The 22,333-nt window shown below is 72.8% G+C and carries 25 protein-coding genes and 2 pseudogenes; 10 read left to right on the forward strand and 17 right to left on the reverse strand.

From position 1 onward, the window contains the following. Position 1: 1 nt before the first annotated feature. Positions 2–463 carry a nitroreductase/quinone reductase family protein gene (locus ACFY7H_RS27560; protein ID WP_388943143.1) on the reverse strand — a complete coding sequence of 154 codons (462 nt, stop codon included), beginning with the start codon at positions 461–463 and terminating at the stop codon, positions 2–4. Continuing rightward, positions 460–1,128, reverse strand: coding sequence for an NAD(P)-dependent oxidoreductase (locus ACFY7H_RS27565; RefSeq protein WP_388943145.1), 669 nt, complete (start codon positions 1,126–1,128; stop codon positions 460–462). Before ACFY7H_RS27565 ends, ACFY7H_RS27560 begins: the two co-directional genes overlap by 4 nt. Before the next feature lie 59 nt (positions 1,129–1,187). On the opposite strand from ACFY7H_RS27565, the gene ACFY7H_RS27570 reads away from it, so the two are divergent. Together ACFY7H_RS27570 and ACFY7H_RS27575 are read left to right on the forward strand one after the other, a co-directional pair. Then, positions 1,188–1,601: a winged helix-turn-helix transcriptional regulator gene (locus ACFY7H_RS27570; RefSeq protein WP_388943148.1), complete on the forward strand. Its 414-nt coding sequence runs from the start codon at positions 1,188–1,190 to the stop codon at positions 1,599–1,601. Positions 1,602–1,774: 173 nt separating this feature from the next. Continuing rightward, entirely contained in the window at positions 1,775–2,266 is a 492-nt protein-coding gene (locus tag ACFY7H_RS27575; RefSeq protein ID WP_388943150.1) for a GNAT family N-acetyltransferase, read from the forward strand. 8 nt (positions 2,267–2,274) lie between these two features. On the opposite strand, the gene ACFY7H_RS27580 is transcribed toward ACFY7H_RS27575, so the two are convergent. From ACFY7H_RS27580 to ACFY7H_RS27595, 4 genes and pseudogenes are all read right to left on the reverse strand, one after another. Continuing rightward, a complete protein-coding gene (locus tag ACFY7H_RS27580) occupies positions 2,275–2,646 on the reverse strand; it encodes a VOC family protein (protein WP_388943153.1) in 372 nt (123 codons plus the stop codon). A 54-nt stretch (positions 2,647–2,700) separates the two neighbouring features. Further along, positions 2,701–3,345, reverse strand: coding sequence for a dihydrofolate reductase family protein (locus ACFY7H_RS27585; RefSeq protein ID WP_388943155.1), 645 nt, complete (start codon positions 3,343–3,345; stop codon positions 2,701–2,703). Between the two features lie 76 nt (positions 3,346–3,421). Further along, positions 3,422–3,622 (reverse strand): annotated as a pseudogene (locus ACFY7H_RS27590) (IS5/IS1182 family transposase); the annotation flags it as partial. Continuing rightward, on the reverse strand, positions 3,612–4,373 hold the full coding sequence (locus tag ACFY7H_RS27595; protein ID WP_388943158.1) for a 2OG-Fe(II) oxygenase: 762 nt from the start codon (positions 4,371–4,373) through the stop codon (positions 3,612–3,614). The gene ACFY7H_RS27595 and the pseudogene ACFY7H_RS27590, both read right to left, overlap by 11 nt. Before the next feature lie 343 nt (positions 4,374–4,716). Between ACFY7H_RS27595 and ACFY7H_RS27600 the strand changes: the two are divergent. Beyond that, a pseudogene (locus ACFY7H_RS27600) lies at positions 4,717–4,842 on the forward strand (IS5/IS1182 family transposase); the annotation flags it as partial. A gap of 29 nt (positions 4,843–4,871) precedes the next feature. Here the strand turns inward: ACFY7H_RS27600 and ACFY7H_RS27605 are convergent. Then, positions 4,872–5,594, reverse strand: a complete 723-nt coding sequence (locus tag ACFY7H_RS27605; protein WP_388943161.1) for a MarR family transcriptional regulator — start codon at positions 5,592–5,594, stop codon at positions 4,872–4,874. A 230-nt stretch (positions 5,595–5,824) separates the two neighbouring features. Between ACFY7H_RS27605 and ACFY7H_RS27610 the strand changes: the two genes are divergently transcribed. Genes ACFY7H_RS27610 through ACFY7H_RS27620 form a run of 3 tightly spaced genes read left to right on the forward strand, consistent with a single transcriptional unit; the run spans position 5,825 to position 8,016 of the window. Then, positions 5,825–6,493 carry a DUF4097 family beta strand repeat-containing protein gene (locus ACFY7H_RS27610; RefSeq protein ID WP_388943164.1) on the forward strand — a complete coding sequence of 223 codons (669 nt, stop codon included), beginning with the start codon at positions 5,825–5,827 and terminating at the stop codon, positions 6,491–6,493. Between the two features lie 48 nt (positions 6,494–6,541). Next, a complete protein-coding gene (locus ACFY7H_RS27615) occupies positions 6,542–7,624 on the forward strand; it encodes a serine hydrolase domain-containing protein (protein WP_388943167.1) in 1,083 nt (360 codons plus the stop codon). A 56-nt stretch (positions 7,625–7,680) separates the two neighbouring features. Then, on the forward strand, positions 7,681–8,016 hold the full coding sequence (locus tag ACFY7H_RS27620; RefSeq protein ID WP_388943170.1) for a hypothetical protein: 336 nt from the start codon (positions 7,681–7,683) through the stop codon (positions 8,014–8,016). Here ACFY7H_RS27620 and ACFY7H_RS27625 read toward each other — a convergent pair. Next, entirely contained in the window at positions 8,013–8,255 is a 243-nt protein-coding gene (locus ACFY7H_RS27625) for a DUF397 domain-containing protein (protein ID WP_388943173.1), read from the reverse strand. The two genes, ACFY7H_RS27620 and ACFY7H_RS27625, sit on opposite strands and share 4 nt — an antisense overlap. Further along, on the reverse strand, positions 8,252–9,088 hold the full coding sequence (locus tag ACFY7H_RS27630; RefSeq protein ID WP_388943176.1) for a helix-turn-helix domain-containing protein: 837 nt from the start codon (positions 9,086–9,088) through the stop codon (positions 8,252–8,254). Before ACFY7H_RS27630 ends, ACFY7H_RS27625 begins: the two co-directional genes overlap by 4 nt. 128 nt (positions 9,089–9,216) lie before the next feature. Between ACFY7H_RS27630 and ACFY7H_RS27635 the strand changes: the two genes are divergently transcribed. Together ACFY7H_RS27635 and ACFY7H_RS27640 are read left to right on the forward strand one after the other, a co-directional pair. Beyond that, positions 9,217–9,651: an ATP-binding protein gene (locus ACFY7H_RS27635; RefSeq protein ID WP_388943178.1), complete on the forward strand. Its 435-nt coding sequence runs from the start codon at positions 9,217–9,219 to the stop codon at positions 9,649–9,651. 65 nt (positions 9,652–9,716) lie between these two features. Further along, positions 9,717–10,985: a DUF4241 domain-containing protein gene (locus ACFY7H_RS27640; RefSeq protein ID WP_388943180.1), complete on the forward strand. Its 1,269-nt coding sequence runs from the start codon at positions 9,717–9,719 to the stop codon at positions 10,983–10,985. Positions 10,986–11,061: 76 nt separating this feature from the next. Here the strand turns inward: ACFY7H_RS27640 and ACFY7H_RS27645 are convergent, their stop codons facing one another. Beyond that, on the reverse strand, positions 11,062–11,535 hold the full coding sequence (locus tag ACFY7H_RS27645) for a hypothetical protein (protein ID WP_388943182.1): 474 nt from the start codon (positions 11,533–11,535) through the stop codon (positions 11,062–11,064). Between the two features lie 117 nt (positions 11,536–11,652). Beyond that, positions 11,653–12,513, reverse strand: coding sequence for a TIGR03619 family F420-dependent LLM class oxidoreductase (locus ACFY7H_RS27650; RefSeq protein ID WP_388943185.1), 861 nt, complete (start codon positions 12,511–12,513; stop codon positions 11,653–11,655). A 107-nt stretch (positions 12,514–12,620) separates the two neighbouring features. On the opposite strand from ACFY7H_RS27650, the gene ACFY7H_RS27655 reads away from it, so the two are divergent. Continuing rightward, a complete protein-coding gene (locus ACFY7H_RS27655) occupies positions 12,621–13,382 on the forward strand; it encodes a hypothetical protein (protein WP_388943188.1) in 762 nt (253 codons plus the stop codon). Between the two features lie 42 nt (positions 13,383–13,424). Here the strand turns inward: ACFY7H_RS27655 and ACFY7H_RS27660 are convergent, their stop codons facing one another. The 4 genes from ACFY7H_RS27660 to ACFY7H_RS27675 all read right to left on the reverse strand — a co-directional run bounded on the left by ACFY7H_RS27660 (position 13,425) and on the right by ACFY7H_RS27675 (position 19,029). Then, positions 13,425–14,543: an ADP-ribosylglycohydrolase family protein gene (locus ACFY7H_RS27660; RefSeq protein ID WP_388943308.1), complete on the reverse strand. Its 1,119-nt coding sequence runs from the start codon at positions 14,541–14,543 to the stop codon at positions 13,425–13,427. Between the two features lie 346 nt (positions 14,544–14,889). Then, a complete protein-coding gene (locus ACFY7H_RS27665) occupies positions 14,890–17,466 on the reverse strand; it encodes a bifunctional FO biosynthesis protein CofGH (RefSeq protein WP_388943190.1) in 2,577 nt (858 codons plus the stop codon). 40 nt (positions 17,467–17,506) lie between these two features. Beyond that, positions 17,507–18,289 (reverse strand): SDR family oxidoreductase, encoded by a 783-nt coding sequence (locus ACFY7H_RS27670; protein ID WP_388943192.1) that lies wholly within the window; start codon positions 18,287–18,289, stop codon positions 17,507–17,509. A 104-nt stretch (positions 18,290–18,393) separates the two neighbouring features. Then, a complete protein-coding gene (locus tag ACFY7H_RS27675) occupies positions 18,394–19,029 on the reverse strand; it encodes a hypothetical protein (protein ID WP_388943195.1) in 636 nt (211 codons plus the stop codon). 529 nt (positions 19,030–19,558) lie between these two features. On the opposite strand from ACFY7H_RS27675, the gene ACFY7H_RS27680 reads away from it, so the two are divergent. Beyond that, positions 19,559–21,259 (forward strand): lytic transglycosylase domain-containing protein, encoded by a 1,701-nt coding sequence (locus tag ACFY7H_RS27680; protein ID WP_388943197.1) that lies wholly within the window; start codon positions 19,559–19,561, stop codon positions 21,257–21,259. 81 nt (positions 21,260–21,340) lie between these two features. On the opposite strand, the gene ACFY7H_RS27685 is transcribed toward ACFY7H_RS27680, so the two are convergent. Beyond that, entirely contained in the window at positions 21,341–21,826 is a 486-nt protein-coding gene (locus tag ACFY7H_RS27685) for a hypothetical protein (RefSeq protein ID WP_388943200.1), read from the reverse strand. 250 nt (positions 21,827–22,076) lie between these two features. After that, positions 22,077–22,280 (reverse strand): cold-shock protein, encoded by a 204-nt coding sequence (locus ACFY7H_RS27690; protein WP_003984261.1) that lies wholly within the window; start codon positions 22,278–22,280, stop codon positions 22,077–22,079. Positions 22,281–22,333 lie beyond the last annotated feature (53 nt).

Consider the following 22,333-nt stretch of genomic DNA (forward strand, 5'->3'; position numbering starts at 1 on the left):
CTCAGCCGGCGGGGGTGACCAGGACCAGCGGGATCTCCCTGGTCGTGGCGTCGCGGTAGGCCGCGTACGAGGGCATCGCGGCCACCACCGCCGGCCACAGCCGCTCCGCCTCCGCCGGGCTCGCGCGACGGGCGAGCGCCGGAAAGGTGCCGGCGCCGACCTGGAGGGTGACGGCCGGGTCGGCCGACAGATTCAGATACCAGGCGGGGTGGCGGTCACCGCCCGCGTTCGACGCCGTCAGCACGTACGCATCCCCGTCGCGCACGTACGCCAGCGCCGTCCGCCGCAGCAGGCCCGAGCGACGCCCCCGCGTGGTCAGCAGCAGGTCCGAGATCCCGGGGCGCGGCCGGCCGGCGGTCTCCTCGAAGCGCCGGATGTGCTCGGCCACCCACGGGTTCGGGCTGTCCGTCACACCGGCGGGCGGCGCGGTGGCCGTGCTTCCCGTCTGCGGCTCCCGGCTCATGCCGCCGCCTGCGCGACACCCACGTGGACCGCCCGCAGAGTCGGGGCCGTGGCCTCGTCCACGACCGCCGCGGCGAAGTCCGCCGGCGTGATCCGGCTGTCCGCCTCCGCGGGGGCGTACGCGTAACCGCCCCGCTGGGTGCCGTCGTGGTCGAAGTCCCCGGCCGGGGACAGCACCGCCCAGGCCAGGGTCTCCGGCGCGGCGGCCCGCAGCGCCTCGGTGCCGGCGGCGTGGCCGACGGAGAACTCCCGCCACTCCTGGGGGTACCCGGGGGTGTCCATCAGCGGGGTCCCGTCCGCCGTCGGCAGTACGGAGGCCAGCCCGACAGATACCAGCCGCCGCACCCCCGCCTGCGCGAGGCCCGCCGCCATCGCCCGCGCCACGGCCGGGAAGAACTCCCCGGGCGCCGCCTGGGCGTCGTACACCGACACCACCGCCGCGTCGTGCCCCGCGGCGAGCCGCGCCACGTCCGCCGCCGAGGTCACCTCCCCGTCGGCCCGCCCCACAGCCGTCACCTCGACCCCGCGCGCCCGCGCCCCGGCGACCACGGCCCGGCCGACGCGCCCGGTGGCGCCGAACACGATGAGGCGGGTGGGAGCGGGGGTGGGAGTGGGAGTGGAGTTGGGGGTGGAGGGCTGGTTGCTGTGCTGGTGCTGGTTCGTCATGCCGGTGAGCGTACGGACGGGGGTGGTTACCGATTGGATACCGGCCTACGGTGGTGATCATGACGCAGCCGCCCCTCAACCCCGAGATGTTCGACCCCGTCTGCCCCTCGACGCTGGTGCCGATCCGCGTCGGCGACAAGTGGGCCGCGCTGATCCTGCGCTGCCTGGAGGGCGGTCCACGCCGCTTCTCGGAGCTCAAGGTGCCCCTGCGGGGGATCACCGCCAAGTCCCTGACGCAGTCCCTGCGCGGGATGGAGCGCGACGGCTTCGTCGTACGAGAGGAGCCCGGCGGCTACGCCCTCACCCCGCTCGGCCGTGGTCTGCTGGGGCCGTTGGACGCGGCGTGCGAGTGGACGCGGGAGCACTGGGACGAGCTCATCGACGCCCGGGAGACGGGACTGGCGGCCCAGGCGGCGCAGACCCAGACCCGGGCGGGGGTGGGGGTGGCCCGGGAGCAGAGCACGAGCCGGTAGGCGTCGGGGGGGCCGGGGAGGGAGCGGTGTCTTGGCGGGCCGGCACGAACCGGAAGGACGATGGGACTGCGGGGAACCCCCCAAATCGGCTGTGAGACGGCCCAGCAGCACCCCGCCCCCGGACCCTGCCCAGCGCTGCCCCCGCCCCGCCCCCGACCCCGCATACTCGGTCCGTGATCACCCCCGAGACCCTCCGCACCGCCCGGCTGGACCTGCTGCCGCTGCGGGTCGAGCACGCCGACGAGATGGCCCGTGTGCTCTCCGATCCCGCCCTGCACACCTTCATCGGCGGCGCCCCGGAGTCCGTCGGGGCGCTGCGGGCGCGTTACGAGCGCTGGTCCGCCGGCTCGCCGGATCCGGGCGTCTCCTGGTGCAACTGGGTGGTGCGGCTCCGTGAAGAGGGCTGCCTGACCGGTACGGTCCAGGCGACGGTCGGGGGCGGCACCGCCGAGGTGTCCTGGGTGGTGGGAACCCCCTGGCAGGGGCGCGGCATCGCCACCGAGGCGGCCCGGGGGCTCGTGGCGTGGCTCCGGGAGCGGGAGGCGGGCACGGTCATCGCCCACGTCCACCCCGACCACCGGGCGTCCGCCGCGGTCGCCGCCGCGGCCGGCCTCGCGCCCACCGGCCAGTGGCAGGACGGCGAGGCCAGGTGGCAGCTGCCCTAGCCCTGCCGTCAGCCCCGTTCGGCGGCGCTGCGTTCCACGCAGAACTCGTTGCCCTCCGGGTCCGCCATGGTCACCCAGCCCGCCCCGTCGGGCTTGCGGTGGTCGCCGACGACGGTGGCGCCCAGGCCCGCCAGCCGTTCCACCTCCTCGTCCCGTGAGCGGTCCTGCGGCTGGAGGTCCAGGTGCAGACGGTTCTTGACCGTCTTGCCCTCCGGTACCCGGATGAACAGCAGCCCGGCACCGGCGGTTTCGACCAGGACCTCGGGGTCGCCGGGGAAGTCGCCGTCGCCGAGCTTGCCGTCGAGCGCGGCGGTCCAGAACCGGGCCAGGGCGTAGGGGTCGGAACAGTCGATGGTCACGTGTCGCACGAGAGAAGCCATGGCGGCACTATCGATCACCGCCCGCCCGCTGTCCACGGAGGGCGCCCGGAGAAGTCACCTGCGCCAGAACAGGTGGTGCGTCACCCCGCTCGGGCTGGGGACGACTTCCAGGTGGAAGCGGTCGAGCAGTTCGTCGGGGGACTTCCACAGCCGTGAACCAGCTCCCAGTTCCATCGGGGAGACCGCCACGTGCAGGGTGTCGACGAGGTCGGCGTCGAGGAACTCGCGGATGGTGGTGGCCCCGCCGCCCAGCCGTACGTCCTTGCCCCGCGCGGCCTCCTTCGCCCGTGCGAGGACGGTGGCGGGGTCGGCGTCCACGAAGTGGAACGTCGTGTCGGAGAGCGTGAACGAGGGCCGTGTGTGGTGGGTCATGACGAACACCGGAGTGTGGAAGGGCGGCTCCTCGCCCCACCAGCCCTGCCAGTCGTGGTTCTCCCAGGGCCCCCGCTGGGGGCCGAACTTGTTGCGGCCCATGATCTCGGCGCCGATGTTGTGGGAGAAGTCGCGGGTGAAGTAGTCGTCGAGGCCGCGGCTGCCCCCGGGTTCGGTGCGGTTCGGCCAGCTGGCCGTGGCGCCGGCCCAGGCGAACATGGTCCCGGGGTCGGCGTCGCCGAAGGGCCGTTCGAGACTCTGGTGCTCACCGGCACCGAATCCGTCCCGCGAGACGTTGAAGTTCTGCACTCTCAGCAGCTGCACCACGGTTCCTCCTCAGTCGTCGACTGTCGACGTCGATGGAGACTGCCCCGGCCGGCGGAACTCATCGCCCACCAGCCGGTCATTCCCTCCACCAGGCAGTGTCTGACAAATGATCACGGACTGGTGCGCGGAACCAGAGGATCAGCGAGGCCAGGACGACTCCGGCGCGGTAGCGGGCGGCGAGCTTGTCGAACTGTCGCGATCGCGCGGAACTGGCTTGAGGCGTGCGAAGCATCGTTCGACCACGTTTGCGGTCGCGGTAGACCTCCTTATCGAAGGCAGCTCAGCACATCTATGGGCTCGTAGAGCACGTCGGTTCTGAGAATTGTTTTCGTACCCTCAAGAAGCGGGGCCGAGTCGTGAAGCGTCCGATGCCAGAAGAGGAGCGCATCGCCCGGTTCGGGGCGGTGGGCACTCAATATTTCCTCGGGCTCTGCGAGCCGGGGCCAGTCGGAGAAGTCGCGTTGCGCAAAGGGAAGGTCGTTCTGCTTGTCGGCGATGAACCGCGTTTCTCCGCCCACTGCCTCATACGACAGGTAGACGACGACCGTCAGGTGAGTTCGCGTTCCGTCGGGGGCAAAATAGGGCGAATCGTAGTGCGGGACAAGGAATCCGCCCTGTTCGTACGTGATGAAGCGCATACGCGGATTGACGGACGCCGGCTTCCAGCGCCTTCCGTCTGAATCCGTCGGATCGTCCGGTCCTACTTCAAACGACAGAAACGTCCGCAGCCTGCGGTAGAACTCTGCCGCCAAGACTTCGGAGTCAGCCGTGGCGCGGAGAGAGCCGACCGGATCCCCCTCTGTGTAGTTGGCGGCAATGCCGTCCAGACCCACCGGCGCAAAATGCTGGGCAGCGAGTTCGGCCGCGAACGCCTCCACTTCAGCCGGAGTGAGGAAATGCCGAATCACCCTGGCATCGACGTGTGGGATCTCCGACTCGGTCGGGGCCCACGAGTCATCGGCGGATATTCGGCTCAAGGTTTCTTCGGAGAGGTCGAAGGGATTTACCGGCATGGCGAACGTGTTCACATTTCCGTCCTGAGGTCATTGGGGGATCAGGCGCTGGGGTGCCGCAGCGTTGAACGGGGACCACCTTGTGTCGATCTCTGCCGCCGGTCCGGCGGTCCGTTGGAAGGCGGCCGCCGGGCGGCTGGTGCGCGCGCCGGCATGGCTCCGGGCTCGTGCTCGACGTCACGGCCGTGCGCGCGGCGGCGGATCGAGGCCCCTGGAGTCAATGCCCGCAGGGAACGGGGGCCGCTGAGCGGTTATCGTCATAATGACGAGATTAGACTGGGGCGAACCCGCAAAGCAAGCAGGACGTCCCCAACACACCAGAGGGGCGCGGGAGGTGGGGCGGGAACTGCTCGTGGCACGCCTCAAGCAGTTCCGCGCGATCCCGGCCAGGTTCGACAAGCTCGCCGACCGCTACCGCGCCGGCGTCGTCCTGGCCTCGCTGACCCTCTGGCTCCGCGAACCAACCCGTGATCATCTGTCAGACACTGCCCGGCCCAGTGCCCCGCCCGGCCGTCAGGGCGTCGGACCGGGCTTCGTGTGGAGGACGTCGCGGGCCTGGTCCGCCGCGCGGACGATGCTCTCGGAGACGAAGTCGACGAAGCGGCCGATGTTCTCCAGGCGGGTCGCGGCGGGGGTGTCGCGGCCGAGGACGCCGACGCCCTTGCGCGCCGTCTCGGCGAGGAGGGCCGTGGAGCGGGCGCTGGCCATCATCGACTCGTACCAGACGTCGTCGTCGACGACGTAGCGCTCGCGGCGGCGTTCGTCGCGTTCCCGGCGGATGAGGCCCTGTCCCTCCAGTAGCGCGACCGCCTTCGAGACGGACCCCGCGCTGACCTGGAGCCGCTGGACGAGTTCGGACGCGGTGAGGGTGCCGCTGTCGGCGGTGTACAGGGAGACCAGGACGCGGGCCGTCATCTTGGGCAGGCCCGACTGCATCAGGACGGTCGTGAACATCTCCTCGTACTCGCGGACCGCCTCCGGGTCGCGTCCGTGGGGCAGCGCGGGGGCTTGCGGGTCCTTGGGTGCGGCCTGCTTGCGGCGGTGGGTGCGGTGTTCGGTGGCGCGCTGGGCGAGGTCGGCGCGGTAGCCGGTGGGGCCGCCGTTGCGCATCACCTCGCGGGTGACGGTGGAGGTGGGGCGGTCGAGACGTCTGGCGATCTCGGCGTAGGCGAGGCCGTCGGCCACCCCCAGCGCGATCTGCTGGCGTTCCTGCGGGGTGAGCCTGCCTCCCGGCATCGCGGTCTCCTTGGTCGTTCCGGTTGCTCCTGACGGCCCCAGCGTAGCGTTCAGTTCGAGCCTGTTGCAACGGAAGTGTAGCTTTCGTTGCATTGAATTCAGGAGCGGTGCAACGATATTGTGGCTCTGACCTGTGTTGATGCGAGTTCTGCGCAACGAATCTGTTGCCTGGATGGTGAACGATCCGTAGCGTTCAGGTCATCGGAAACAACGAACCGAAGGAAAAGACCATGCAGAAGTTCCAGACCCCCGCCGCGATCGCCACCGTCCTCGACATCCCGGCCGGGAACATCCGCTTCATCGCCGCCGACCGCGCCGACACCACGGTCGAGGTCCGCCCGGCCGACGCCTCCAAGGGCCGCGACGTGAAGGCCGCCGAGCAGACCACCGTCGACTTCCAGGACGGCGTCCTGCGGATCAACACCCCCTCCAAGAACCAGATCCTCGGAGCCCCCGGCTCCGTCGAGGTCACCGTCCAGCTCCCGGCCGGCTCCAGCGTCGAGGCCAAGACCGCCAGCGCCGAGTTCCGCGGCGTCGGTCGCCTGGGCGACGTCGCCCTGGAGAGCGCCCACGGCACCGTCAAGCTCGACGAGACCGCCGAGGTCCACCTCACCCTCGCCGCCGGTGACATCGCCATCGGCCGCCTGGGCGGCTCCGCCGACATCCGGACCCAGAAGGGCGACCTGACCATCGCCGAGGCCACCGGCGGCAGCGTCACCCTGCGCACCGAGCACGGCAACATCAGCGTCGGCGCCGCCCGCGGCGTCTCCGCCTCCCTCGACGCCGGCACCTCCCACGGCCGCATCAGCAACTCCCTCAACAACACCGAAGGCGCCCGCGCCGCCCTCACCATCCGGGCCACCACCTCCTACGGCGACATCACCGCCCTCAGCGCCTGAACACGCCGGCCCCGCCCCGCCGCCGCCCACACCGAGGAGCACACCGCCATGTCCGTCACGTCGAACGACCGCCCGGAACTCCAGAAGGCCATCGAGGAGATCGCCGCATCCGGCAGCTGGGCCGGGGTGCAGGTCCGCGTGAACGACCCGCGCGGCGAATGGACCGGCGCCGCCGGGATACGCGAGCTCGGCAAGACCGACGCACCCCGGGCCGACGGTCACTTCCGGATCGGCAGCAACACCAAGACCTTCACCGCCGTCCTCGTCCTCCAGCTGGTCGCCGATGGCCGGATCACCCTGGACGCCCCCGCCGGCGACCACCTCCCCGGGTACGGGCTGGACCGGCGGATCACCGTCCGGATGCTGCTCCAGCACACCAGCGGCCTCTTCAACTTCACCGGCGAGTACTACGAGGACGGCACCACCGCGCCGGGCATCGCCTGGCAGGGCCAGGAGTGGGTGGACAGCCTCCACCGCACCTACGAGCCCGGGGAACTCGTCCGCCTCGCCCTGTCCAAGCCGGCCCGCTTCGAGCCGGGAACGGACTGGAGCTACTCCAACACCAACTACGTCGTCCTGCGGCTCCTGGTCGAGGAAGTCACCGGCCGCCCGTTCGCCGAGGAGATACGGGCCCGGATCCTGACCCCGCTGGGCCTGACGGGCACGGTCGTCCCGGACGCCTCCCCGGAGCTCCCCGAGCCGCACGCCCACGGCTACTACACCTACCAGGACGACGGCGCATGGAAGACCGTCGACGTCAGTTACGCCAACCCCTCCTGGATCTCCGCCGCAGGCGACATGATCTCCACCACCCGGGACCTGCACACCTTCTTCTCCGCCCTGATGAGCGGCAAGCTGCTGCCCGCCCCGCTGCTGGCCGAGATGCGCACCCCGCACCCCGCGTTCGGCTACGGCCTCGGCCTGATCGTGCAGGAGACCGAACACGGCACGCTCTACACCCACAACGGCGGCTTCTGGGGCTGGGGCGCCCTGATGTTCAGCTCTCCGGACGGCCGGACGACCCTGACCGCCTCGCTCACCACCGGCGACGCGCGGCTCGACCTGATGGAGACGGCGGAAGCCTTCACGAAGGTCCAGCAGACGCTGCTGGCCGCGGTGTTCGGCGCCTGACCCCCCCCGCAAAAAGCAGGTGCGGCGGCCCGCAGGGGCCGCCTAGCTTGAGCCGGGTGAGCAGCGACTATCCCTTCGCCGACGGGTACAACCTCGTCTGGGATCTGACCGGGTTCGGAACGGACGAAGAGATAGTCGAGTCCGTCTCCCTCTCCCGGGACCAGTTCCTGAAGATCCGGCACCTCTTCGCGCTGGGCGACGACCCCTGGATGGTGGCCGGCGAGTACCGCGTCGCGCCGGGCATCTGGGCGCACGTACGCGACGCCGTGCCGGGTGTCCGGTTCCAGCGCGACTCCGACTATTACCTCGGCGCCCGTCAGGCCCTGCCTGACGGGCGCTTCTGGCGTCCGGCCCCGGGCGTGGCGGCGCCGGGACCGATCCCGCCGCCCTAGGCGGTGACCCCGCCGAGGAACGCGGTCCAGGTGGCGGGGCTGACCGCCAGCTCCGGGCTCGCGGCGAGCTTCGAGTCCCGGACGTGGACGGTGTCGGCGCAGGAGGCGACCTCGACGCAGTTGTCACCATCACCGCTGCTGTGCGTCGACTTGTGCCAGGAGAGAGCGACTTCGACGCAGCTGTCGCCCTGGCTGCTGCTGTAGCTGCTCTTGAACCATCGGAGCTGAGGGCTGTTCACAGGGAGCCTCGCAATCGCATCAACAGGCCCGCAGTGTCTGCGGGATTGAGGGCCTGGATGCGAAGTTTCGCATACTGCTGATGAAGGTCGCTTACGGCCTTCGCGTCGGTAATGACCTCGCCGTGCTTCTGGCCTTCGCTGTAGCCCAACCACTCGTGCTCGTGCGATTCGAGGATCTGAAAGGGGCCGTCGGTGCCGGCGTGCTCCGGGCTGGCCGTGGGCATGAGCTGGATGTCTACATTGGGCAGCTGGGCGCACTTCAGCAGGTGATCAATCAGCTTGCGCGTCACCTCCGGACCGCCCGTCTGCCGCTCGAAGACCGTCTGCTCGATGATGAAGCTGAAGGTCGTGTACGGGGTTCGGGTCAGTACCTTCTGCCGGTCCAGGCGCAGGGTGATCCGGTCCTCCGCCTCCTGTGCCGTGGGCCTGGGCGGGACGTTCTCGATCTGTGCCCGCGCGTAGGCCTCGGTCTGCAACAGTCCCGGTATCGACCTGCACTCGTACGTGTTGAGCGCGACCGCCGTCTCCTCCAGCTCCGCCCACCGCCTGAACCACGAGGCCAGACCGCGCCTCCGCGTCATCTGTTTCGCCGCGATCTGGATGACCCCGAAGGCGTTCAGCACCTCCTCCGCCTTGTTCACGAACTTCGCGGACGGATGTCGGCGTCCCTGCTCCACGGACGCCACGTACTGCACCGAGTAGCCGACCCGCGGCCCGAACTGCTCCTGGGTCAAGTCGGCGCGTTTGCGGGACGCCTTGAGTACATCACCGAAGTTCCGCAGATCGGGATCGGGTTCCACCTGGTCGTCACCGTTGCTCTTGCCAGCCGTCATCACGGTCACCTCCCGATGACTCATGCTCACGGTCGGTGACTGCACCTGTCCAGACATTGGACTACTACAGTTCAACAGTAGTAGTCCCCTTGCTTGGAACTCCCCTGCCCACACGGGACGTTCTCCTCATGACCGCACCCTCCGGCCACCCCCAGGCCGTCGTACGCATGTTCACTCAGCGTTTCAGCTGCACCCCCCGGGGCGCACGCCTCGCACGGCAGCTCGCCCTCGTCTCGCTGCACGACTGGGGCGTCCCCGAGGGCACGGCGCTCTCCGCCGACGCCGGGCTCCTCGTCGCGGAGCTCGCCTCCAACGCCGTCACCCACGGCCGCGTCATCGGGCGGGACTTCGAGCTGCGCATGACCCTCCTGGAGGGCGTTCTGCGCCTGGAGGTGTCCGACCCCCGGCGGGAGCGGCGCCCCGCCGTGCGGCCGCAGGCGGGCCAGGCGGAGTCGGGGTACGGGCTGCGCATCGTGGAGGCCCTCGCGACCGACTGGGGGGTGATGGACCGGATCATCGGCAAGACCGTCTGGGCGGAGCTGGCCCACCACCCGGCCCGGTAGGCCCGTTGTCACCGGCGGCGGCTACCTTGCAGCTCGGCACACAGGCAAAGGGGCAAGGAGCCGTCATGGTGGTCGAGGTGGCGTACGCGCGGGCGTGGGACCCGGAGGCCCGCGCGGCCTGGGGGCCGGTGTCCGCCGGGGAGGCCCGGGAGCGGGACGAGGCCGGGCAGCCGTACGTGGTGGTGTACCGGGAGCCGGGCCGGGAGGCTCCGCTGGAGGTCCGGCTCGTCTCCTGGCGGGACCACTACGTCGGGCTGTGGGTGTACGACGCCCAGGGCCGCCGCACCGACGACCTGGACCTGCGGCTGCTGGACGACCCGGCGCGGCTGCTGCGCCGGTACTCCGTCGCCTGGAATTACACCGGGCCGGAGATGGCGGAGTTCGACAGGGAGTGCCCGCGCGTCACCGTGGACCTCCTCCCGGACGGGCGGGGGAGGCGGACCGAGGAGTCGCGGGGCGATGCCGGGGGGTCGTACTGCGCCTCGCCCGGGCTCCGGGAGGACGAGCGCTGGATGGACCGGCCCGCCTTCGGGGAGTGGCCGCTGCTCTCGGCCGGGACCCACGGGCTCACGGAGCCGCCGGTGTTCGAGGTGGTCGAGCCGACGGGCGAGGGCGGCCACGGTGACCCGCCCGCCGGCTGCTGGCGTCCGCCGCGGCCCGCGCGGCCCGGCCGGATCGGCGAGCTGTTCCGGCCGGGGGTGCGGGTGACCGACGGGTACCACCCCGAGCAGACCGTCGTGGAGCCCTGCCGGGCCGGCACCCTGCGCGTGCCCAGCGGACTGCTGGCCGTCTCCGGCCCCGACAACTGCGACGAGGGTCCGGCGATCACCGTCCCCGTCCCGCCCGGGGAGTACGTGCTCGACGAGGCGCGCGTCCGCTACACCTACCACTGCGAGTGGCGCAACGAAGAGGTGACGACCACGGCCCCCACGGCCGTGCGCGTGCGCGTCAGCGAGACCCCCGCCGCGTCCTGGGAGATGGCCCTCGGCGCGGACGATGACCTCCGGCTGTTCATCGAGGACCAGATATCCGGCTTCGACACCGACGGTGCCACGGGCTGCTTCGCCGACGCGGGCGCCTTCGAGCCGCTCATCGGGCTCTACGAGCGGGGGCTGGTCAAGGGCGAGCCGGACCTCGACGGGTACGAGGACCTCGCCGACGGCTCCATGTTCATGCAGCGCACGTGGGACACGGCCACCGGCGGCGAGCTGGTGGCCTTCGCGACGTGCGGGGACGGTACCTACCCGGTCTGGGTGGGCCGCTGCGCGGACGGCCGGGTGGTCGCGGTCGTGGTGCTGGTGGAGGGGATGCCGCAGCTGCTCCCGGAGCCGTAGCCGAAGGCGTGGGTGCCGACGCGTGACCGGACCGCCTCCCGGTGGGGGAGGCGGACCGGCCCGTCCGTACCGCGGACTACGACTTCGGCAGGGCCGGGAGCGAGGGGAGCTTGCCCGGCTCGCTCTTCTGGAAGGTGTCCTGGCCCGCGCCCTCCCAGGTGACCTTCAGGGTGGTGGCGTCGACCGAGTCGACCTTGCCCTTCGAGCGGGTCGCACCCGCCGGGCACTTCAGGTCCAGGGTCGAGCCGTTGGTGGTGCCCTCGCAGGTCAGGCCGGTGGCGGCCTCGACCACGAACGCCCTCTGGCCCTTGACGGTGAGCACCACGCCCTTGCCCGGCGTCGCCATGGCGATCCAGCCGCCGTCCAGGGTGCCCGCACCCGCGGCCGAGCCGCCGCCCGCCGAGGGCGTGGCGGCCGGGGTCGGGGCGGAGGCGGCGGCGTCCGGCTTCTTGTCGCCGGCGGGCTTGCTGTCGCTGCCGCAGGCGGTCAGGGTGAGCAGGGCCGCGACTCCGGCTGCGGCGGCGACGGAGATACGCAGGTTGCTGTGCACGGGTGGTCCCCCAGGGGCGAGTCGGTCCAAAGACGGGCCAAGCTACCAGCCGTCCGGGCAGGCGGCGGTACCTACGGACACGCCGGGGCGGGATGGTCCGGTTCCGCGCGGCGCCGGTCAGAGGTACTGGGCGAACTCGTCCAGGGCGCGCAGGACTTCCGACTCCCGCGCCGAGGGGAGCTGGAGGACGACCTCCTCGATGCCCAGGTCGGCGTAGTGCCCGAGCTTGCCCGGCGTCGGCTGGACGGCGTACGGGACCACCTGGAGGGTCTTGGGGTCGCGCCCGGCGCCCTCCCAGACCCGCCGCAGCGCCGGCAGCGACTCGGTCAGGCCGCGTCCGCCGATGGGGAGCCAGCCGTCGGCGTGGTCGGCGATCGCGGCGAAGAGCTTCGGGCCGGCCGCTCCGCCGATCAGGGTGCGCGGCCCGTACAGCGGCTGTCCGGGGGCGAGTTCGCGCGGCGCCTGGACCGGCTTGGGGTACGCGGAGCTGGCGCGGACGGAGGCGTACGGGCCCTCGTACGCGGTCGGCTCCGGCGACCACAGGGCACGCATCAGCGCCATGTGGTCCCGGACGCGTGCGCGCCGGGTGCGCCAGTCGACGCCGTGGTCGGCGGCCTCCTCGACGTTCCAGCCGTACCCGATGCCCAGGGTGAGGCGGCCGCCGCTGAGGTGGTCCACGGTCGCGACCTGCTTGGCGAGGCCGATGGGGTCGTGCTGGGCGACGAGGGTGATGCCGGTGCCGAGGTGGAGGCGCTCGGTGACGGCGGCGGCCTGGCCGAGGGCGACGAAGGGGTCGAGGGTGCGCCCGTACTGCTCGGGGAGTTCACCGCCCATCGGGGCGTCGGTGTCCCGGCTGACGGGGATGTGCGTGTGCTCGGGGAGGTAGAGGCCGGAGAAGCCGCGCTGCTCCAGGGAACGGGCGAGACGGGTGGGGGAGACGGTGCGGTCGGTGAGGAAGATGGTCGTGGCGATCCGCATGGGCGTGGGCACCTCCGAGACGTCGGGAGGGCCAAGTTACGGGCTTCCCCGCCCGGAGGGCAGGGCACGGGGCGGGCCCGCGCGCCGCGTGTGATGAGGTGTGCGCCATGGACTCGATGGAGACGATCACGGTTCCGGAGGCATTGCACGGCTACCCCGGAGTGGCCTTCGGCGGATACGTGGCCGGGCTGCTGGCGGAGCGCGTCGCCGGGCGGCTGCCGGCGGACGCCGGGGCGGTACGGGTGGACTTCCGGCGGCCCGTACCGACCGGGGCGGCGGTCCGGCTGGACCCGCACGCCGAGGACGGCGGAGCCGCCCTGTTCGACGCCGACGGGGTGCTGCTCGCCGCCGCGTCGGCGGTGGCCCCGCCGGACGGGGAGGTGCCCGAGCCCCCGTCCTGGGCGGAGGCTTCGAAGGCCGCGGACGCCTACCGGGCGGATCCGCCGGACGGGCAGGTCGACTGCTTCGGCTGCGGGCTGGACCGGACCCCGGCGACGGGGCTGCGGCTGCACTGCGGGCCGGTGCCCGGGCGGGACCTCGTGGCCACGGCCTGGACCCCGGACGCCGGACTCCTCGACGGCGGCGGGCTGCTGCCGCCCGAGCTGGCCTGGGCCGCGCTGGACTGCCCCGGCAACGCGGCGGGCCGGCTGCTGGGCGCGGGCGGGGGCCCGGCCGGGGCGGTGACGGCGTCACTGACCGGGCGGCTGCTGCGCCCGGTGCCGGCGGCCGGGGGGCTGGTCTCGTACGCGTGGCTGCTGGGCGGGGAGGGCCGCAAGTACACGGTGGGCACGGCGCTGGCCACCGCCGGGGGAGAACTGTGCGGTGTCGGGCGGGCGTTGTGGGTGCACCCGAGGCGGCCGCACGCCTGACCGGCGCCCGGGCCGGGGAGCCGCCCCCGGGCTCCGGGCGGGTCAGCCGCGGGGGTAGCGGGCCAGCCAGCCCGGGGCGGAGCCCGCGGGGCCGTGCAGGGCGGCGCCCTGGGTCATCTCCAGGGCGAAGTCGTCGGCCAGCTCCAGCAGCGTCGCCCGGCCCTCCAGTTCGGCCAGCCAGGCCGCCGGGAGGGCCGTCTCGCCGTGCAGGGCGCCGAGCAGGGCCCCGCACAGGGCGCCGGTGGCGGCGGAGTCGCCGCCGTGGTTGACGGCCAGGCGCAGGCCGTGCGGGACGTCCTCGGCGACCAGGGCGCAGTAGACGGCGGCGGCGAGGGCGTCCTCGGCGGCCCGGCCGTCGCCGCCGGCCGGGACGAGGGACTCGACGGAGTCGGGGCCGGGCGCGCCCCGGGTGACGGCCGCGAGGGCGCGCCCGAGGGCTTCGGTGACGGGCTCGTGGCCGGGGCGGGCGGCGAGCAGGCCGAGGGCGCGCCGGACGGCGGCGTCCAGGGGCTCGCCCCGGGTGAGGCCGTGGACGGTCACGGCGAAGGCTCCCGCCGACAGGTACGCGGCGGGGTGGCCGTGGCTCTGGACGGCGCACTCGACGGCGAGCTGGAGCACGAGGGCGGGCTCCCAGCCGACCAGCAGCCCGAAGGGGGCCGAGCGGACGGCGGCGGCGGCGTCCCGGGCGGTCGGGTTCTTCGGCCGGTCCAGGGTGGCGAGGGTGTCGTCGGCGAAGCCGGTCAGGCAGGCGCGCTCGGGGGCGCGCCGGGCGTAGAGCCACTCCTCGTTGGCGAGCCAGCCGTTGTCCTCGCGCCGCTCGTCGGGGCCCCAGTCGTGCTGGGTCGCGGCCCAGCGGCGGTAGGCGCGGTGGACGTCGGTCGGCGGGTGCCAGCCGCCGGAGTCGCGGCGCACGTGGGCCCGTATCAGGCCGTCGACGGTGAACATGGCCAGCTGCGTGGCGGCGGTGACGGTGCCGCGGCGGCCCGGGGCCGGTGCGGCCGGGGCGGCCGGGGCGGACAGTCCGGCCGGGCCGTGGGCGCGGCGGATGGCGTCGAGGGTGAGGCCGGCGACGGGTGCGCCGAGGGCGTCCGCGACGGCGGAGCCGAGCAGGGTGCCGCGTACCCGGCTGCGGAAGTCCTGCTGTTCGGCGCGGCCCCACAGGGCGGTGGTGGCGGCCCCGGCGGGAACCGTCCCCGGCAGGGCCGTGCCCGTCGTCGTGCCCGTCGTGCTCCCCGCCGTGTCCGCCGCCGTGCCGTTCACCGCGTCCACCGCGTCGTCCACCGTGCTCATCGTCGTGTCCATGCCGTCCCCCCCAGGCTCAGGACGCGCACTGTAGTGGACAGCTTCGGTCACGTTCGGAAGCACTCTGTCGCGTCGCCCGTAACTGACCGGAGAACGGCCGGAATGCGAACGGATCCGGCCACGCGGCTGCCCGACCGCACGCTTCGCCATCCGCCCGGTCGCCGCCGCGCTGCCGCCGCCCGGCCACCCCCGTGCCGCCGCCCGCTCAGTCCAGCACCGGCAGCAGCTCCGGCAGGTGACCGTCCGAGGCGCGGGCCGCGTCCTGGCGTTCCGCCGGGACCTCCCCGTACAGGGTCGTACGGGCCTTCGCGGGGCGGCCGGCCGCCTCCGCGACCGCGACCAGGTCCCGTACGGACTTGTACGAGCCGTAGCTCGAACCCGCCATCCGGGAGATGGTCTCCTCCATCAGGGTCCCGCCCAGGTCGTTGGCGCCGGAGCGGAGCATCTCGGCCGCGCCCTCCGTGCCCAGCTTCACCCAGCTCGTCTGGATGTTGGGGATGTGCGGGTGCAGCAGCAGCCGCGCCATCGCCGTGACCGCCCGGTTGTCGCGGACCGTCGGCCCGGGCCGGGCGATGCCCGCCAGGTAGACGGGGGCGTTGGTGTGGATGAAGGGGAGCGTCACGAACTCCGTGAACCCGCCGGTCCGCTGCTGGATGCGGGACAGGGTGCGGAAGTGACCGAGCCAGTGCCGGGGCTGGTCCACGTGCCCGTACATCATGGTGGAGGACGAGCGGATGCCCAGCTCGTGCGCGGTCGTGATCACGTCGATCCAGTCGGCCGTCGGCAGCTTGCCCTTGGTGAGCACCCAGCGGACCTCGTCGTCCAGGATCTCCGCCGCCGTGCCCGGGATGGAGTCCAGCCCGGCCTCCTTGGCGGCCGTCAGCCAGTCCCGTACGGACATCCCCGTCCGGGTGGCGCCGTTGACGACCTCCATCGGGGAGAAGGCGTGCACGTGCATCCCCGGGACCCGCTGCTTCACGGTCCTCGCGATGTCGAAGTACGCCGTCCCCGGCAGGTCCGGGTGGATCCCGCCCTGCATGCACACCTCGACCGCGCCGACGTCCCAGGCCTGGGCCGCCCGGTCGGCGACCTGCTCCAGGGACAGGGTGTAGGCGTCGGCGTCCGTACGGCGCTGCGCGAAGGCGCAGAAGCGGCAGCCGGTGTAGCAGACGTTGGTGAAGTTGATGTTCCGCGTGACGACGTACGTGACGTCCTCGCCCACCACCGACCGGCGCAGGTCGTCCGCGATCCGGCACAGCGCGTCCAGTGCCGGGCCGTCCGCGTGCAGCAGGGCCAGGGCCTGGTCGTCGGTGAGCCGCTCCGGGTCGTCGGCGGCCCGCGCGAGGGCGGCCCGTACGTCGGTGTCGATGCGCTCGGGCACCATGCCGGGCGCCGCGGCCTCGCGCAGGGCCTCCCAGTCGCCGTAGACCTCGTCGAAGTCCTCGCGGCGGTCGCCGGTGCGGCCCTCGGTGTCGACGGCGGTGTGCAGGTCGGTGCGCCCGTAGGCGGCGAAGGAGTCGTCGGGCTCCTGCCACGGGTGCCCCTCGACGACCGCGTCCGGATCGGCGAGCCCGGTCTCCGGGTCCGCGAGGGCCCGTACGTGGGGCAGCAGGCGGGGATCCAGCCACGGCTCGCCGCGGCGCACGAACTCCGGGTAGGCGCAGAGCCGTTCGCGGAGCTCGAAGCCGGCCTCCCCCGACCGCCGGGCCAGCAGGTCGATCTGGGGCCACGGCCGCTCGGGGTTGACGTGGTCCGGGGTCAGCGGGGAGACCCCGCCCCAGTCGTCGATGCCGGCGCCGATCAGCCGCGCGTACTCCCCGTCGACCAGGTTGGGCGGGGCCTGGAGGCAGGCCGAGGGACCCATGATGTGCCGGGCGACGGCGATCGTGGCGACGAGGTCGTCCAGTTCGGCGTCCGGCATGCCGCGCATGGCCGTGTCCGGCTTGGCGCGGAAGTTCTGGATGATCAGCTCCTGAATGCCGTGGTAGGCCCGGGAGATCCGGCGCAGCGCGAAGAGCGAGTCGGCGCGCTCCTCGTACGTCTCCCCGATGCCGATCAGCAGCCCGGAGGTGAAGGGGACCGAGGAGCGTCCGGCGTCCTCCAGGACGCGCAGCCGGACCGCCGGCTCCTTGTCCGGGGAGCCGTGGTGCGGGCCGCCGGGCTCGGACCACAGACGGGTGGCGGTGGTCTCCAGCATCATCCCCATGGAGGGGGCGACGGGCTTGAGGCGCTGGAAGTCCGACCACGACATCACGCCGGGGTTGAGGTGGGGCAGCAGCCCGGTCTCCTCCAGGATGCGGATGGACACGGCCCGCACGTAGGAGATCGTGTCGTCGTAGCCGTGGGCCTCCAGCCACTCGCGCGCCTCGGGCCAGCGGTCCTCGGGCTTGTCGCCGAGGGTGATGAGCGCTTCCTTGCAGCCGAGCGCGGCACCGCGGCGGGCGATGTCGAGGACCTCGTCCGGGGACATGAACATCCCGTGGCCCGCGCGGCGCAGCTTGCCGGGGACGGTGGCGAAGGTGCAGTAGTGGCACTTGTCGCGGCACAGACGGGTGAGGGGGATGAACACGCTCTTCGAGTACGTGATCACGCCCGGCCGGCCGGCGGCCGCCAGGCCCGCGTCGCGGACCCGGGCGGCGGAGGCGGCCAGGTCCTCCAGGGCCGGGCCGCGTGCCTGGAGGAGCACGGCCGCCTCGGTCGCGTCGAGGGCGACGCCGTCGCGGGCCCGCCGCAGCGCACGGCGCATCGCGTTGTCGGTCGGAGCGTCACTCGGAGTGGTCATGGGGCGAGCATACGATCCGCCCGGACACCGGTGGAGGGCGTCATCGCATCAGCTCACCGGCGTTGACCAGCAGGGACTGGCCGGTTATCGCCCGCGCCCGGTCGGAGGCGAGGAAGACGGCGGCGTCGGCGACGTCGCCGTCGGTGGCGAGGTCGGGCAGGGCCGTCCGGCCGGTCAGGCGCCGGAGCACCTCGGCCTCGGGGACGCCCTCGGCGTGGGCGGTGAAGGTGACGAAGGCCTGCACGGGCGGGCCCCACATCCAGCCGGGGAGCACGGTGTTGACGCGGATCCGGTGCGGGCCGAGCTCCCGCGCCAGGGAGTACATGGCGGAGGTCAGCGCGCCCTTGGAGGCGGCGTACGCGGCCTGGCGGACCTCGCTGGGCGCGGCGACGGCGGACTGGGTGCCGATGAGGACCACGGAGCCGCCGCCCGCCTTGAGGGCGGGCAGGCAGGCCCGGGTCATGCGCAGGGTGCCCAGCAGGTTCACGTCGAGGATCTGCTGCCAGGTCCCGAAGTCGGCGTCCTCCAGGCCGCCGAAGTACGAGTCCCAGGCGGCGACGTGCACCACGGCGTCGATCCCGCCGAAGCGCTCGCGGGCGAGCGCGGCGAGGGCCTCGCACTGCCGCTCGTCGGAGATGTCGGTGGGCAGGTGGGCGGTGTGGGCCCCGGCGGGGTCGATCTCGGCGGCGGACTTGACCAGATTGGCCTCGGTGCGCGCCCCGAGGACGGCGTTGCCGCCGTCGCGCACCACGGCGGCGGCCACCTGGTGGCCGAGCCCGGCCCCCACACCGGAGACGACGACGGTCTTCCCTCGCAGCAGCATCACGCGCTCCCGGGCGGCTCGGATCCATGCATCTGACGGACCGTCAGGGTAGGGGTGCGGGGTCCCGGTGTGAAGGGGCGGGGCCGTGGCCGCCCCGGCGGGGCTCAGCGGCGGCCGGTGGCGTCCAGGAAGATGTTCACGGCGACCCAGGCGGCCCAGAGCAGCGGGATGATCGCCACGTAGGCGAGCGGGCGCGCGTGCACCGGCGGACCCTCCTCCAGCGGCTGCCGGCCCGGCGCGGGGGTCGGCTCCGGGAGCTTGGCGTACTTCATCGAGGCGAACAGGTTCCACAGCAGGGTGAAGGGCGTGAAGATCGCCAACGAGAAGGGGCTCCACCAGCCCTGGCACAGGGTCTTGGTGGTCATGGTCCGGATCAGCGAGCGGGCGCACCGGCGGCAGAAGGGCCCGTTGAGGGTGTGGAAGCGCATCAGGATCAGTACGCCCACGTGGGCGCGCACCGCGAAGTTCGCCGTCTCCGCGGCCCCGCAGTTGCGGCAGCCGGGCACCTGGGCGTGCGGGTACGGGGCCGCGTACTGCGGGTGGCCGGGGGCGGGGTAGTCGGGGGCGGGGTGGCCGGGGGCGGGGTGGCCACCCGCGTCGGGCTGTCCGTACGGGGCCTGCCCGTACGGGTTCGGGCCCGCCGGCGGCGGCCCGTACGGGTTCTGTCCGGCCGGGGCGCCGGGGTGCGGGTTCGGCGGAACGGGGGCTCCGGAGTAGGGGTTCGGCGGCGGAGTGCTCATGGGCGGGCCTTCGGTATTCGGCGACGGCGGGGAGCGGCGACGGGCGGGACCCCCGGACCGGTCCCGAATCCGGTTCCGCTTCCGGGCGTTCTCACGGAAGGGCTCACGGAAGAGGGGTGCCGAACACCAGTGCGCTCGATCGGCCTGAACGTATCAGGCTCCGACGACAACTCCCGTTCCGAATCGGCGCGCGCGCCCCTCCGCGACCGGCCGGGCGAAGGCCCGGGGGCGGGTGACCGGCCGTCCCCGCTGCCGCTCGCCCTACATCCGGGACAAAGGGTGGGGTTCCGTAACGGTGCGGGCCTTCGGGGTGTTACGGACAAGGGCGCCGGTCCTCTCCCGGGCCGGGCCGGAGCGCCGCCGGAGCGGGGCTGGACGTCCTGGGCCACAGCCGGGTGAAGCCGAGACGAATGGTGCGTCATATCTCCGGGGGCGCCGGTGAGTCGTATCGGAATACCTGATAGACAGAAGAATCGCGGCCCGACCGGCCGCCCGCCTTTGACGGCCGCCTTGGGGGGATCGCCGCACCGTGAAGCCGCTTCACCGCCATGTAGTCAACACCTCGCGCAAGGTCTTGTGCACCGCCGCGCTCGCGGCCAGTCTGACCACCGCCGCCGTCGTGACCAACACCCCGGTCGCCGGCGCCGGAGAGGCCGAGCCCACGCCCGACAGCCCGCAGGCCGCCGACCGCGGTGACGCCCGCCTCGACCTGCCCGGGCAGCTCGCGGACCCGGTGGTCCCGCCCGCCGCCGGTACGGGCGGCACCGTCGCCGAGGGCGCCTCCGGCATACCCGCGACCGCCCTCGACGCCTACAAGCGTGCCGAGGTGGCCGTGGCCGCCGCCCTCCCCAAGTGCAACCTGTCCTGGGCGCTGGTCGCCGGCATAGGCCGCGTCGAGTCGGTGCACGCGTCCGGCTACGGCCTCAAGACCGACGGCACCACCGAGAAGCCGATCCGCGGCCCGCGCCTGGACGGCAACGGCTACGCGAGGATCCTGGACACCGACAAGGGCGAGTTCGACGCCGACACCGAATTCGACCGCGCCTTCGGCCCGCTCCAGTTCATCCCCTCCACCTGGGCCACCTGGAAGGCCGACGGCAACGGCGACGGCAAGCGCGACGCGAACAACATCTACGACGCGGCGCTCGGCGCGGGGCTCTACCTCTGCTCCGGCGGCAAGGACCTCTCGCTCCCGGCCGACCTCGACAAGGCCGTCCTCAGCTACAACCAGTCGCGCGAGTACGTGAACTCCGTGCTCGGCTACATGCGCCAGTACCAGCAGGGCGGCACGGCCGGCATCCCGAACCCGCCCGTCGGCAACTACCCGACGCCGCCCACGCCGAGCATCCCCACCCCGCACGTCCCCACGCCGCGGCCGCCCGCGACGAAGCCGGCCGACCCGGGCAGCCAGACCCCGAAGCCGAAGCCCACCCCGACGCCGGAGCCGACGAAGCCGACGCCGACGCCGGAGCCGTCCAAGCCGACGCCGGCGCCCGCCACCCTGGCCAAGCTGGAGCGGGTCGGCGACGCGAAGCTGGAGGCCGAGGCCGGCAGCCTCTTCGCGGACGGCACCCGCTTCAAGGCGGTGCTCAGCGACGGCAAGCCGGCCGTCGGCCAGGCCGTCGTCGTCGCCGTCGAGCAGGACACCACCGGCGGCACCGGCTTCGTCTTCGGCGACGAGGCGAGCGTGGTCGTCCGTACGGACGCCGAGGGCATCGCCACCGCCCCGCGGCTCAAGGCCGGCCCGAAGGCGGGCACCTTCACCCTGCGGGCCACCGCCTACGACGCCAAGGGCCAGTTCACCGTGGCCCTGGAGGGCAGGACCACCGCGAAGCCGGCCGAGGTGCCGGTCGAGCTGAGCCGCACCGGCTCCGCCACCCCGGTGCGCGTCCAGGCGGGCACCGCGGTCAAGGGCCTGGAGTTCCTGGCCGCCCGCGGCGAGAAGCCGGTGGCCGGCGCCCGGATCACCGCCGCGCTCGTCGAGAAGACCGGCGGCGTCTGGGCCCCCGTGGACCCGCAGACCGCCAAGGGCCCCTACTTCAAGGGCGCCACGGCCGAAGCGAAGCTGTTCACGGCGGCGCTGCCCGCGACCGGGGCCGACGGCAAGGCCGTCCTGCCCGACCTGCTCACCCAGGGCGTTCCCGCGGGTACGTACCACCTGCGGCTGCTCACGGCCGACAAGGCCGAGCTGATCGTCACCATCGAGATCACCGCCGCCCCCACGGCCTGACCGGGCTCCGCGCACGACACGGCCGGCCGCCTCCGGGCGGCCGGCCGTGTCGTGTCCTGCGGCGCGTCGGGCGGGCGCGCGTTATACCGGGGTGGCCTGGAGGGGCTGGAAGCCGACCCCGCAGGTGCCCGCCAGGTTCGTCGGGCTGAAGGGGGTCGAGCTGGTGGTGCAGCGGGCCTCGTAGATCACGCCGGTCTTGCTGAGCAGGCTGAGGGTGAGCCGGCCGTTGTTGGCCTCCTCGACGGAGACGGCGACGTCGACGACGCACTTCGGCGCGTGCGGGACGGTCTTCAGGTCGATCCACACGCCCTGGTTGCGGCTGTCGTTGAGGAAGGCGCGTCCGTCACGGTCGGTCGCCAGGCGGAACACCGTACCGAGGGCGAAGGCGAAGTCGGGGGCGGCGGAGGCGACGTGGCGCGCCACCGGACCGCACTTCCTCTTGGCGTGGGGGTCCGGCTCCGGCGCGGGACCGCCGGTGGCAGCCGCGGCCGGGGCCATCAGGGCCCCGAGGAGCAGTGCCCCCGTAGCGGCGGAGATGCCTCGTGCGGCCCAAGCGATCTTCCTCATGTGCTGTGCGTCCTTTCCGTGGCGGCTGGTACCAGGGCCCAGACTCCCCGGAGCCGGAGAGATGAACACATGAAGTGACGCATACTCACCCTGCGGAACCAGCGGCGCCCCCCGAACGGCGTCGGCCGCCCGCCGGCCGCCCGCACACCGCGCACGGAAAAAGGCAGGAGCCCTGCCCCCTCCGCTCGCACGGAGGAGGCAGGGCTCCTTGGGTACTGCTACGTCGACCGCGATCCGGTCGGCCTGGCGACTAGACCGGGGTGACGTTCTCCGCCTGCGGACCCTTCGGGCCCTGCGTGACGTCGAAGTTGACCTGCTGGTTCTCCTCGAGGGAGCGGAAACCAGAGGCGTTGATCGCGGAGTAGTGGACGAAGACATCCGGGCCGCCGCCGTCCTGGGCGATGAAGCCGAAGCCCTTTTCAGCGTTGAACCACTTCACGGTTCCGGTAGCCATGAGCCCTCCTATGGGCCAAAGGGTCGCCCTGCTCCAGAACCTGCTAAGAAGTC

It is taken from the genome of Streptomyces sp. NPDC012794, assembly GCF_042901085.1.
GTDB lineage: Bacteria > Actinomycetota > Actinomycetes > Streptomycetales > Streptomycetaceae > Streptomyces.

Bases quoted from the DNA above. Each gene is read 5' to 3' on its own strand.
- ACFY7H_RS27615 (WP_388943167.1), top strand. From the start codon at position 6,542: ATGTCCGTCACGTCGAACGACCGCCCGGAACTCCAGAAGGCCATCGAG.
- ACFY7H_RS27690 (WP_003984261.1), bottom strand. From the start codon at position 22,280: ATGGCTACCGGAACCGTGAAGTGGTTCAACGCTGAAAAGGGCTTCGGC.
- ACFY7H_RS27580 (WP_388943153.1), bottom strand. From the start codon at position 2,646: ATGGCTTCTCTCGTGCGACACGTGACCATCGACTGTTCCGACCCCTAC.
- ACFY7H_RS27635 (WP_388943178.1), top strand. From the start codon at position 9,217: ATGACCGCACCCTCCGGCCACCCCCAGGCCGTCGTACGCATGTTCACT.
- ACFY7H_RS27640 (WP_388943180.1), top strand. From the start codon at position 9,717: ATGGTGGTCGAGGTGGCGTACGCGCGGGCGTGGGACCCGGAGGCCCGC.
- ACFY7H_RS27570 (WP_388943148.1), top strand. From the start codon at position 1,188: ATGACGCAGCCGCCCCTCAACCCCGAGATGTTCGACCCCGTCTGCCCC.
- ACFY7H_RS27675 (WP_388943195.1), bottom strand. From the start codon at position 19,029: ATGAGCACTCCGCCGCCGAACCCCTACTCCGGAGCCCCCGTTCCGCCG.
- ACFY7H_RS27665 (WP_388943190.1), bottom strand. From the start codon at position 17,466: ATGACCACTCCGAGTGACGCTCCGACCGACAACGCGATGCGCCGTGCG.
- ACFY7H_RS27565 (WP_388943145.1), bottom strand. From the start codon at position 1,128: ATGACGAACCAGCACCAGCACAGCAACCAGCCCTCCACCCCCAACTCC.
- ACFY7H_RS27670 (WP_388943192.1), bottom strand. From the start codon at position 18,289: ATGCTGCTGCGAGGGAAGACCGTCGTCGTCTCCGGTGTGGGGGCCGGG.
- ACFY7H_RS27630 (WP_388943176.1), bottom strand. From the start codon at position 9,088: ATGACGGCTGGCAAGAGCAACGGTGACGACCAGGTGGAACCCGATCCC.
- ACFY7H_RS27650 (WP_388943185.1), bottom strand. From the start codon at position 12,513: ATGCGGATCGCCACGACCATCTTCCTCACCGACCGCACCGTCTCCCCC.
- ACFY7H_RS27605 (WP_388943161.1), bottom strand. From the start codon at position 5,594: ATGCCGGGAGGCAGGCTCACCCCGCAGGAACGCCAGCAGATCGCGCTG.
- ACFY7H_RS27560 (WP_388943143.1), bottom strand. From the start codon at position 463: ATGAGCCGGGAGCCGCAGACGGGAAGCACGGCCACCGCGCCGCCCGCC.
- ACFY7H_RS27610 (WP_388943164.1), top strand. From the start codon at position 5,825: ATGCAGAAGTTCCAGACCCCCGCCGCGATCGCCACCGTCCTCGACATC.
- ACFY7H_RS27655 (WP_388943188.1), top strand. From the start codon at position 12,621: ATGGACTCGATGGAGACGATCACGGTTCCGGAGGCATTGCACGGCTAC.
- ACFY7H_RS27685 (WP_388943200.1), bottom strand. From the start codon at position 21,826: ATGAGGAAGATCGCTTGGGCCGCACGAGGCATCTCCGCCGCTACGGGG.